At 69.9% G+C, this 10858-nt stretch carries 11 protein-coding genes; 8 read left to right on the top strand and 3 right to left on the bottom strand.

Annotated elements, in window-relative coordinates:
* Positions 1–48: 48 nt before the first annotated feature.
* Both AB0O67_RS10870 and AB0O67_RS10865 read right to left on the bottom strand, forming a co-directional pair.
* Positions 49–720, bottom strand: coding sequence for a response regulator transcription factor (locus AB0O67_RS10870; RefSeq protein ID WP_365448423.1), 672 nt, complete (start codon positions 718–720; stop codon positions 49–51).
* A 14-nt stretch (positions 721–734) separates the two neighbouring features.
* Positions 735–1787, bottom strand: a complete 1053-nt coding sequence (locus AB0O67_RS10865) for a RecB family exonuclease (RefSeq protein ID WP_365448421.1) — start codon at positions 1785–1787, stop codon at positions 735–737.
* A gap of 175 nt (positions 1788–1962) precedes the next feature.
* On the opposite strand from AB0O67_RS10865, the gene AB0O67_RS10860 reads away from it, so the two are divergent.
* The 3 genes from AB0O67_RS10860 (at position 1963) to AB0O67_RS10850 (ending at position 5200) form a co-directional block, all read left to right on the top strand.
* The gene (locus AB0O67_RS10860) at positions 1963–3486 is read left to right on the top strand and encodes a site-2 protease family protein (protein ID WP_365448419.1); all 1524 of its coding nucleotides are present in this window, start codon (positions 1963–1965) and stop codon (positions 3484–3486) included.
* 38 nt (positions 3487–3524) lie between these two features.
* Positions 3525–4427, top strand: coding sequence for a tRNA (adenine-N1)-methyltransferase (locus AB0O67_RS10855; protein ID WP_365448417.1), 903 nt, complete (start codon positions 3525–3527; stop codon positions 4425–4427).
* A 203-nt stretch (positions 4428–4630) separates the two neighbouring features.
* Entirely contained in the window at positions 4631–5200 is a 570-nt protein-coding gene (locus AB0O67_RS10850) for a hypothetical protein (protein ID WP_365448415.1), read from the top strand.
* A gap of 58 nt (positions 5201–5258) precedes the next feature.
* Here AB0O67_RS10850 and AB0O67_RS10845 read toward each other — a convergent pair whose 3' ends face one another.
* The gene (locus tag AB0O67_RS10845) at positions 5259–5564 is read right to left on the bottom strand and encodes a ferredoxin (protein WP_365448413.1); all 306 of its coding nucleotides are present in this window, start codon (positions 5562–5564) and stop codon (positions 5259–5261) included.
* A 244-nt stretch (positions 5565–5808) separates the two neighbouring features.
* Between AB0O67_RS10845 and arc the strand changes: the two genes are divergently transcribed.
* From arc to prcB, 5 genes are all read left to right on the top strand, one after another.
* Positions 5809–7575 (top strand): proteasome ATPase, encoded by a 1767-nt coding sequence (arc, locus tag AB0O67_RS10840; protein ID WP_365448411.1) that lies wholly within the window; start codon positions 5809–5811, stop codon positions 7573–7575.
* Between the two features lie 234 nt (positions 7576–7809).
* A complete protein-coding gene (dop, locus tag AB0O67_RS10835) occupies positions 7810–9321 on the top strand; it encodes a depupylase/deamidase Dop (RefSeq protein ID WP_365448409.1) in 1512 nt (503 codons plus the stop codon).
* 180 nt (positions 9322–9501) lie between these two features.
* Positions 9502–9720, top strand: coding sequence for a ubiquitin-like protein Pup (locus AB0O67_RS10830; RefSeq protein ID WP_062722796.1), 219 nt, complete (start codon positions 9502–9504; stop codon positions 9718–9720).
* Between the two features lie 36 nt (positions 9721–9756).
* Positions 9757–10047, top strand: a complete 291-nt coding sequence (locus AB0O67_RS10825; RefSeq protein WP_365448435.1) for an endonuclease domain-containing protein — start codon at positions 9757–9759, stop codon at positions 10045–10047.
* Positions 9999–10844 carry a proteasome subunit beta gene (gene prcB, locus AB0O67_RS10820; RefSeq protein WP_365448407.1) on the top strand — a complete coding sequence of 282 codons (846 nt, stop codon included), beginning with the start codon at positions 9999–10001 and terminating at the stop codon, positions 10842–10844. The genes AB0O67_RS10825 and prcB overlap by 49 nt, the downstream gene beginning before the upstream one ends.
* Positions 10845–10858: the final 14 nt, after the last annotated feature.

The raw sequence follows: 10858 nt of genomic DNA, 5'->3' as shown, positions 1-10858 counted from the left end.
GCCCGCTTCCCGGAGGAAGCGGGCGCCCTCGGCGTTCGGCGGGTCCGGTCACTGCGCGCCGGGGCGCACCAGACCGCTCTCGTACGCGTACACCGCGGCCTGCACCCGATCGCGCAGCCCGAGCTTGGTGAGGACATGTCCCACGTGCGTCTTGACCGTGGTCTCGCTGACGAACAGGTCTGCGGCGATCTCGGCGTTCGACAGGCCGCGCGCGACCAGCTTCAGCACCTCGACCTCGCGCTCGGTGAGCGTGCCGAGGGCGTCCGGCACCGGCTCCTCGCCGGACGGGAGATGCGTGGCGTACTTGTCGAGCAGCCGGCGCGTGATGCTCGGGGCGAGCATCGCCTCGCCGTTCGCGACGACCCGGATAGCCTGCACCAGCTCGTTGGCCGGGGCGTCCTTGAGCAGGAAACCGCTGGCTCCGGCCTTGAGGGCCTCCACCACGTACTCGTCGAGGTCGAAGGTGGTCAGCACCAGCACCTTGGCCGGGCCGTCCCGGCCGGGGCCGGTGATCTGCCGGGTCGCCTCCACGCCGTCCATCCGTGGCATGCGGATGTCCATCAGCACCACGTCGGGCTGCAGCGCCCGCACCTGGTCGAGTGCCTGGAGGCCGTCTCCGGCCTCGCCGACGACCGCGATGTCCTGCTCGGCCTCCAGGATCATCCGGAAGCCCGTACGCAGCAGCGGCTGGTCGTCGACCAGTAGGACGCGGATGGCCACGTAAGTCTCCTTCGCTAGTCCGGCCCCATTCTGCCCTGCTCCACCGCGGGCGATTCCGGCGCCCTCGTCGGGGCGGGCAGGACGCCGGCGGCCGGGGGCACCGGCAGGGGGTAGGGCGGGGGAGTGCCGCCGAACTCCGGGCAGTGGGCCTGGTGGTCGCACCAGCCGCACAGCTTGGTCGGGCGGGGCCGCCAGTCGCCGGTCTCGGTGGCCTGGCGGATCGCCTCCCACAGCGCCAGCAGCTTGCGCTCGACCCGCTCCAGGTCGGCGCGGACCGGGTCGTACGTCAGCACGTCACCGCTGCCGAGATAGACGAGCTGCAGCCGGCGCGGGATCACCTTCTTCAACCGCCAGACGACCAGCGCGTAGAACTTCATCTGGAACAGGGCACCCTCGGCGTACTCGGGCCGGGGTGCCTTGCCCGTCTTGTAGTCGACGATCCGGACCTCGCCGGTCGGCGCCACGTCGACCCGGTCGATGATCCCGCGCAGCCGCAGCCCCGAGTCCAGCTCCGTCTCGACGAACAGCTCCCGCTCGGCTGGCTCCAGCCGCGTCGGATCCTCCAGCGTGAACCAGCGCTCGACGAGCTGCTCCGCCTCCGTCAGCCAGCCGGCCAGCCGCTCGCCCTCCGGATCGTCGGCGAACAGCTCCTCCACCTCCGGCCTGGCCTCACGCAGCCGCTGCCACTGGCCGGGGACGAGCGACTTGGCGCGCGGCGGGGTGCGCTCCGCCGCGGGGGCGTCGAAGAGGCGCTCCAGGACCGAGTGGACCAGGGTGCCCCGGGTCGCCGCCGCGCTGGGCTTCTCGGGCAGCCGGTCGATCACCCGGAACCGGTACAGCAGCGGGCACTGCATGAAGTCGCCGGCACGCGAGGGGGAGAGCGAGGTGGGCGCTATGGCGACGGGCCCGGTGACCGCTGTCGTGGTGGCGGCCTCGGCCTTGGCCGTCACCGCCGCCGTCGCGCTCCGGGTCGTAGGCTCGACCGTGACGGACGGATGCGCTTCCGCCGCCTCGGCCCTCCCGCCGCTTGGGGGCTGCTGCGCCGCGCCCTCGGTGCTGGTGTCCATGCCCACAGACCCTACGGCCCGCCACTGACAGTGACCCAGCCGTGGGTCCTGGCGGGGCGACGACGGGGAAAACGGAGGGGGTGCCGGGGCGGAACGTGCCCCGACGGACGCATACCATCGACCCGAGACCCTTCCGCCCGGCAGGCGCGGGAGACGCTGCGAACGAGGGGACACCGTGGACGAGAGCGGCGGGAGCGGGCAGCCGCGGCCGGACACCGACGAGCCGCACCGGCACCAGCCAGACCGTACGGCCCCGGTCTCGGACTCCGCACGCCCGGACTCCACACCCCCGGACCCGCCCACGCCCGAGTCGGCCGGCACCGAGCCGGACCCCGCCGGCGCGGCCACGGAGGCCCGCGCCGGCGAAGATCAGCCGAACGGGCCGGACGACACCAGCCGACCGCCCGCCCACCCCGACGAACAGGGCATCCACGACCAGCCGGGCGGCGACCGTCACGACCACTCCGGCGCCTCGGACGCCCACCCGGCCCACCGCACGCTCGCCCACTCCGCCCCCGGAAAAAAGGCCGGCCCCCAGCGCACCCCGGAGCCGCGTGGCGGGCTGCTGATGGGACGCCCCTTCGGGGTGCCGGTGTACGTGGCGCCCAGCTGGTTCCTGGTGGCCGCCCTGATCACCTGGGTGTTCGGCGGGCAGCTGGAGCGCGTGCTGCCCGAGCTGGGCGCCGCCCGCTATCTGGTCTCCCTCTTCTTCGCCGTCGCCTTCTACGCCTCCGTGCTCGTGCACGAGCTGGCGCACACCGTGGCGGCCCTGCGCTACAAGCTGCCGGTGCGCCGTATCCAGCTCCAGTTCTTCGGCGGGGTCTCCGAGATCGAGAAGGAGGCCGAGACACCGGGCCGGGAGTTCGTCCTCGCGTTCGTCGGCCCGCTGCTCTCCCTCGTGCTGGCCGGCCTGTTCTACCTCGCCCTGCAGCCGGTCGAGCCAGGCACGGTCCCCGGCGTGCTGCTGGCCGGCCTGATGATCTCCAACCTCATCGTGGCCGCCTTCAACCTCCTGCCCGGCCTCCCCCTCGACGGCGGCCGTATGCTCCGCGCCGTCGTCTGGAAGATCACCGGCAGGCCGATGAGCGGCACCGTCGCCGCCGCCTGGGTCGGCCGCGCCCTGGCCGTCTCCGTCCTGATCGGGCTCCCGCTGCTCACCCAGTCCGGGGCGCTCGGCCGCGACGCCGTGGACAACGTCGGCATGGACACCGTCATGGACGCCCTGCTGGCCGCCATCCTCGCCGCGATCATCTGGACCGGCGCCGGCAACAGCCTGCGCGTCGCCCGGCTGCGCGAGCACCTCCCCGAACTGCGCGCCCGCGCGCTCACCCGGCGCGCGGTGCCGGTCGAGAGCGACACCCCCCTCTCGGAGGCCCTGCGGCGTGCCAACGCCGCCGGCGCCCGCGCGCTGGTCGTCGTCGACGCCGACGGCGACCCGGTCTCGCTGGTGCGCGAGGCCGCGATCGTCGGCGTACCCGAACACCGCCGCCCCTGGGTCGCGGTGAGCGGCCTCGCCCAGGACATCGCCGACGGCATGCGGGTCTCGGCCGAGCTGGCGGGCGAGGACCTTCTGGAGGTGCTCCGGGCCACCCCCGCGACCGAGTACCTGGTGGTCGAGGACACCGGGGAGATCTACGGCGTGCTGTCCGCCGCGGACGTCGAGCGGGCCTTCGTCAAGGCCATGGCCAGGCCCGCCTAGTGGTCGGCGGCCCCCGTAATCGCCGGTAGGCTGTTCACATGTCCGAACCGACCGGTGCCGCCCGCAGGCGCGGGCCCTTCAAGGTCGGGGACCAGGTTCAGCTGACCGACCCCAAGGGCCGCCACTACACGTTCACGCTCGAGGCCGGGAAGAACTTCCACACCCACAAGGGTTCCTTCCCGCACGACGAACTGATCGGCGCTCCCGAGGGCAGCGTTGTCCGCACCACCGGAAACGTCGCCTACCTCGCGCTGCGCCCCCTGCTCCCCGACTACGTCCTGTCCATGCCCCGTGGGGCAGCAGTCGTCTACCCCAAGGACGCGGGGCAGATCCTGTCCTTCGCCGACATCTTCCCCGGCGCGCGCGTCGTGGAGGCCGGCGTCGGCTCGGGGTCGCTCAGCAGCTTCCTGCTGCGGGCCATCGGCGACCAGGGCATGCTGCACAGCTACGAGCGCCGCGAGGACTTCGCCGAGATCGCCCAGGCCAACGTGGAGCGCTACTTCGGCGGCCCGCACCCGGCCTGGCAGCTCACCGTCGGCGACCTCCAGGACAACCTGTCGGACACCGACGTCGACCGCGTCATCCTCGACATGCTCGCCCCGTGGGAGTGCCTGGAGGCCGTCTCCAAGGCGCTCGTGCCCGGCGGCATCCTGTGCTGCTACGTCGCGACCACCACCCAGCTCGCCCGGACCGTCGAGTCCATCCGCGAGATCGGCTGCTTCAACGAGCCGACGTCCTGGGAGACGATGATCCGCAACTGGCACGTCGAGGGCCTCGCCGTCCGCCCGGACCACCGGATGATCGGCCACACCGGCTTCCTCCTCACCGCCCGCCGCCTCGCCGACGGCGTCGAGCCGCCCATGCGCCGCCGCCGCCCCGCCAAGGGCGCCTACGGCGAGGACTACTCCGGCCCCAACGCCGACGGAGGCATGGGCCGCTGAGGCGGCCCCGTGCCGCGTACAACGTGACGGCGCCGTGGCCGAGTTCCCGCAGACCGCAGGGAACGCGGCCACGGCGCCGTCACGTTGACGTACCGGCAGACCCCCACCTCACAAGGGCCGACCCCCGCCGTTCCCCAACACTGTGACGTGTGGCACCATGCTGGCCACCCCCACCGGCACAGCCCTCACAGGAGACACTCCTAGTGCAGCAACCCGCCGTTCCGGAACTGGCTCACACGCACACCCGGCCGATCCACTGGGTCGCCACCGCGACCGCGGTCGCCGGTGTCGTCGCCCTGTCGTCCCTGCTGCCGCCGGACTCGGCGACCGCCGCCCAGGCGCCGGGCCGCCCGGTCCGGCCGGCCGCCGCGCCGCCCGCCACCGAGGGCGTCGCCTTCCCCCTCGAATGCGGGCCCGTGAAGGCCGTGGTGGAGAGGAAGGCGTCCGGGGACCTCGACGGGGACGGGCGGCCGGAAACCGTCGCCGTGGTGCACTGCGACGCGGGCATGAGCACACCCCCCGACGGTGTGTACGTCCTCACCCAGGGCGACGGCGCGATCCGCCCCCGTGTGGTGGCCACGCTCGTCGACCCCAAGGACCGGTCCACCGTCCGCGACTTCGCCGTCCGCGACGGAGTCGTCCTCGCGACGCTGCTCGGCTACTCCTCCTCGGACGTCCCGACCTGCTGTCCGGACGTGGAGGAGGACGCGAAGTGGCAGTGGGGCAACGGTGCGTTCGTCCGCTCGTCACCCGCCGACGCCCGGAGCGTCTGACGCACGCGACCCGGGTGCGTGAGAAATCAGACAGTCGTAACGCGACGTGCCGTTCCAGTCACTCTGCGTCCGGGCCGTAGACCTCGACCCTGTCCGAAATCCGTCGCACATGGATGCAGTCGCCCGGACACTCCTTCGCCGAGTCGATCACATCAGTGAGGAGCGGCAGCGGTACGGGCGTTGTGGACCCCTGGGCCTGCAACAGCTCGTCGTCCGTGCCCTTCACGTAGGCCAGGCCGTCGATGTCCAGCTCGAACACCTCGGGGGCGTACTGGGCGCAGATGCCGTCGCCGGTACAGAGATCCTGATCGATCCAGACCTCGAGTGCCTCGCCGTCGACTCCGGCCTCCTGCTGCACGGTCACCTCTCCTGCCGATTGCCCGCCCGGCCGTACGGGAATCCGGCCAGCTCTGACGGGTGTTGAACGCTTCGACCCTACCCTCGCTCGCTTTCGTATCCCGTTCGCTGGGTATTCCCCTGGCGTGAGGGAGAGCGCAAGGGTGAAGATCGGACACACCCCGACAGTCTTTGTGATCTAGGGGTTTCAATCGACACCCACCCAGGTAGGGTCTGGAAGCGTCCAGCTCCCCTTGGAGGAGGTGAGGACCGTGGCAGCCCACGACGACGACATGAACCGCGGCATCCGCCCGGGACGCGGGTCCGACGACCCGGCCGGGCAGATTGCCTACCTTGAGCAGGAGATCGCCGTCCTGCGACGCAAGCTCGCCGACTCTCCGCGGCACACGAGGATTCTCGAAGAGCGGATCGTCGAGCTGCAGACCAACCTGGCCGGCGTGTCCGCTCAGAACGAGCGACTCGCCAACACGCTCCGTGAGGCACGCGACCAGATCGTGGCCCTCAAGGAAGAGGTCGACCGGCTCGCCCAGCCGCCGGCCGGCTTCGGTGTCTTCCTGCAGGCGAACGAGGACGACACCGCCGACATCTTCACGGGGGGCCGCAAGCTCCGCGTGAACGTCAGCCCCAGCGTCGAACTCGAGGACCTGCGGCGCGGCCAGGAAGTAATGCTCAACGAGGCGCTCAACGTGGTCGAGGCCATGAAGTACGAGCGCGTCGGGGACATCGTCACCCTCAAGGAGATCCTGGAGGACGGCGAGCGCGCCCTGGTGCTCGGGCACACCGACGAGGAACGGGTGGTACGGCTCGCCGAGCCGCTGCTGGACGTCAACATCCGACCCGGCGACGCCCTGCTGCTCGAACCGCGCTCCGGCTACGTCTACGAGATCGTTCCCAAGAGCGAGGTCGAGGAGCTCGTCCTCGAAGAGGTCCCCGACATCGGCTACGAGCAGATCGGCGGTCTCGGCGGCCAGATCGAGGCCATCCGCGACGCGGTCGAGCTGCCGTACCTCTACCCGGACCTGTTCAAGGAGCACGAACTGCGCCCGCCCAAGGGCGTGCTGCTCTACGGGCCGCCCGGATGCGGCAAGACGCTCATCGCCAAGGCCGTCGCCAACTCGCTGGCCAAGAAGGTCGCCGAGGTCACCGGCCAGGCCGCCGGCAAGAGCTTCTTCCTCAACATCAAGGGCCCCGAGCTGCTGAACAAGTACGTCGGTGAGACGGAGCGGCAGATCCGCCTCGTCTTCCAGCGGGCCCGGGAGAAGGCCAGCGAGGGCACCCCCGTCATCGTCTTCTTCGACGAGATGGAGTCCCTCTTCCGCACCCGCGGCTCCGGTGTCAGCTCGGACGTGGAGAACACCATCGTCCCGCAGCTGCTCGCCGAGATCGACGGTGTGGAGGGCCTGCAGAACGTGGTCGTGATCGGTGCCTCCAACCGTGAGGACATGATCGACCCCGCGATCCTGCGCCCCGGCCGGCTCGACGTGAAGATCAAGATCGAGCGTCCGGACGCCGAGGCGGCCAAGGACATCTTCGGCAAGTACCTCACCGAGCGTCTTCCGCTGCATGCCGACGACGTGACCGAGCACGGCGACGACAAGTCCATGACGGTCCAGAGCATGATCCAGACCGCTGTGGAACACATGTACGCCGAGTCCGAGGAAAACCGCTTCCTCGAGGTGACGTACGCCAACGGTGACAAGGAAGTCCTGTACTTCAAGGACTTCAATTCCGGCGCCATGATCGAGAACATCGTCGGACGCGCCAAGAAGATGGCGATCAAGGACTTCCTGGAGCACAACCAGAAGGGCCTGCGCGTCTCCCACCTCCTCCAGGCCTGCGTGGACGAGTTCAAGGAGAACGAGGACCTGCCCAACACCACCAACCCGGACGACTGGGCCCGCATCTCCGGCAAGAAGGGCGAACGGATCGTGTACATCCGTACGCTCATCACCGGAAAGCAGGGCGCGGACACCGGACGCTCCATCGACACGGTGGCGAACACGGGTCAGTACCTGTAAAAGGCAGGGCGGCTGCGGGTGCCCTCAGCGGGTACCCGCAGCCGACTGTTTTTCGGGCCACGGCTGGAGCACAGCAATGACGCAAATGATCTCCCCACCAGCGCAAAGGCGTTCTAGGCTCTTCCGTACCGCCGGATCGCGCAGTGCGGGGACGGGCACCGCACACGCAACCGAGCGCCAGCGGTATCTGAGCGGCGTCCACGACCGAGGGCACCGCCGGGCAAGGAGGGCCGCATGACCGTACGGCGAGTAATGGGCATCGAGACGGAGTACGGGATCTCCGTCCCCGGCCACCCCAACGCCAATGCCATGCTCACCTCGTCCCAGATCGTCAACGCCTACGCGGCGGCGATGCACCGGGCCCGTCGGGCCCGCTGGGACTTCGAGGAGGAGAATCCGCTGCGCGACGCACGGGGCTTCGACCTCGCCCGTGAGGCCGCCGACTCCAGCCAGCTCACCGACGAGGACATCGGCCTCGCCAACGTCATCCTGACCAACGGGGCCCGTCTCTACGTGGACCACGCGCACCCCGAGTACAGCGCTCCGGAGGTGACCAACCCCCGCGACGCCGTGCTCTGGGACAAGGCCGGTGAGCGGATCATGGCGGAGGCCGCGGAACGGGCCGCCCAGCTGCCCGGCGCCCAGCCGATCCACCTGTACAAGAACAACACCGACAACAAGGGCGCCTCCTACGGCACGCACGAGAACTACCTGATGAAGCGGGAGACCCCCTTCTCGGACATCGTGCGCCACCTGACGCCCTTCTTCGTCTCCCGGCAGGTCTTCGCCGGAGCGGGGCGCGTGGGCATCGGCCAGGACGGGCACGAGCACGGCTTCCAGCTGAGCCAGCGCGCGGACTACTTCGAGGTCGAGGTAGGCCTGGAGACGACGCTGAAGCGCCCGATCATCAACACGCGCGACGAGCCGCACGCCGACGCGGAGAAGTACCGCCGGCTGCACGTGATCATCGGCGACGCGAACCTGTCGGAGATCTCGACCTACCTCAAGCTGGGCACCACGGCCCTGGTGCTGTCCATGATCGAGGACGGCTTCATCGCCGTCGATCTGGCCGTCGACCAGCCCGTACGCACCTTGCACCAGGTTTCGCACGACCCGTCGCTCAAGCGTCTCGTCACGCTCCGCAGCGGCCGGACGCTGACCGCGGTCCAGCTGCAGATGGAGTACTACGAGCTGTCCCGCAAGTACGTCGAGGAGCGCTTCGGGGCGGACGCCGACGAGCAGACCAAGGACGTCCTGCAGCGCTGGGAGGACACCCTCAACCGGCTGGAGCACGATCCGATGAGCCTGTCCGGCGAGCTGGACTGGGTCGCCAAACGGGAGCTGATGGAGGGCTACCGGCGCCGTGACGGCCTCGACTGGGACGCCGCCCGGCTGCACCTGGTCGACCTCCAGTACGCGGACGTACGCCCCGACAAAGGCCTGTACAACCGTCTGGCCTCGCGCGGCCGGATCAAGCGGCTGCTGACCGAGGAGGACGTCGAGCGGGCGAAGTCCAAGCCGCCGGAGGACACGCGCGCGTACTTCCGCGGACGCTGCCTGGAGCAGTACGCCGACGACGTGGCCGCGGCCTCCTGGGACTCGGTGATCTTCGACCTGCCGGGCCGGGACTCCCTGCAGCGCGTTCCAACCCTGGAACCGCTTCGCGGAACGCGTAATCACGTCAAGGAGCTCTTGGACCGCTGCCGCACCGCGGAAGACCTGGTCAAGGTCCTGAGCGGCGGCTGAGCGGGTACTCGGGCGGGGCCGGGCGCACAGGGTGGAAATCCTGGCGCCCGGGAATCATCGAGGTGGCCCTCGTACGTTGCAGAAACTGCGGGGCCATTGTCGGACCCGGCTTGTAGGGTCTGATCATGACCGATCGGCAGCGATGTCGAACATTCGGGCGAACCGAGCGGGGTGAGGGTTATGGCGACCAAGGACACCGGCGGCGGACAGCAGAAGGCGACGCGTTCCACCGAGGAGGTCGAGGAGCAGGCGACAGAGGCGCAGGCTTCGGAGGACCTCAAGGAGCGGCAGGAGAAGCTCTCGGACGACGTGGACTCGGTACTGGACGAGATCGACGACGTCCTGGAGGAGAACGCAGAGGACTTCGTGCGCTCCTTCGTGCAAAAGGGTGGGCAGTAAACCCACTTGCCCTTCGAATCGAAGGTCGACGGGGGTGTGGGTGTCCGGCATCCCGCCAATGAGGTGCCACGCGCGGTGCGGTGGGTCCGAGCCGCGCGTGGCCTTCGCCCGCGCCTGCGTGTGATCTGCCGCAAGGCTTCCGCCGTTCATGTGGATCACCGCCATGAGACGGGTAGGGTCCGTGGCGTACCTTGCTTCAACTGCGATACCGGCGTCGGCATGTCGAGTGACGGTCCCGAAGCCGCGTACCGAGCTGCTGACTACTTGGAAGGAAACGCGTGGAAGCCAACACTCGTAGCACCGGGCGTCTACCAGCTGCCTTCCTGACGCCTGGGTCCTCCTCCTTCATGGACTTCCTTGCCGGGCACCAGCCGGAGATGCTGCCCGGCAACCGGCAACTGCCTCCCACCCAGGGGGTGATCGAGGCGCCGCACGGCACCACGATCGTGGCCGTGACGTTCCCCGGCGGAGTCGTGCTCGCCGGCGACCGCCGGGCCACCATGGGCAACGTCATCGCGCAGCGCGACATCGAGAAGGTCTTCCCGGCGGACGAGTACTCGGCCGTCGGCATCGCCGGCACCGCCGGTCTGGCCGTCGAGATGGTCAAGCTCTTCCAGCTGGAGCTGGAGCACTTCGAGAAGGTCGAGGGCGCCCAGCTGTCCCTGGAGGGCAAGGCGAACCGGCTGTCGACCATGATCCGTTCCAACCTCGGCATGGCCATGCAGGGCCTCGCCGTGGTGCCGCTCTTCGCCGGCTACGACGTGGACCGGGGCAAGGGCCGCATCTTCTCCTACGACGTGACGGGCGGCCGCTCCGAGGAGCAGGGCTTCGCGGCCACGGGCTCCGGCTCGATCTTCGCGCGCGGCGCCATGAAGAAGCTCTTCCGTGAGGACCTGACCGAGGACCAGGCCACGACCCTCGTGGTGCAGGCCCTCTACGACGCGGCAGACGACGACTCGGCGACCGGTGGCCCCGATGTCGCCCGCCGGATCTACCCGATCGTCACCGTGATCACCGAGGACGGATTCCGCCGGCTCACCGAGGACGAGGGCTCCACGATCGCCCGCGCGATCCTGGAGCGCCGGCTGGAGCAGCCCGACGGCCCGCGGGCCGCGCTGCTGTAGCCGGCGGCCGTTGG

It is taken from the genome of Streptomyces sp. NPDC086077, from assembly GCF_040686175.1.
Taxonomy (GTDB): Bacteria; Actinomycetota; Actinomycetes; order Streptomycetales; family Streptomycetaceae; genus Streptomyces.
The sequence above is the reverse complement of the archived record's forward strand: the minus strand, read 5'-3'. Positions and strand labels throughout refer to the sequence as shown.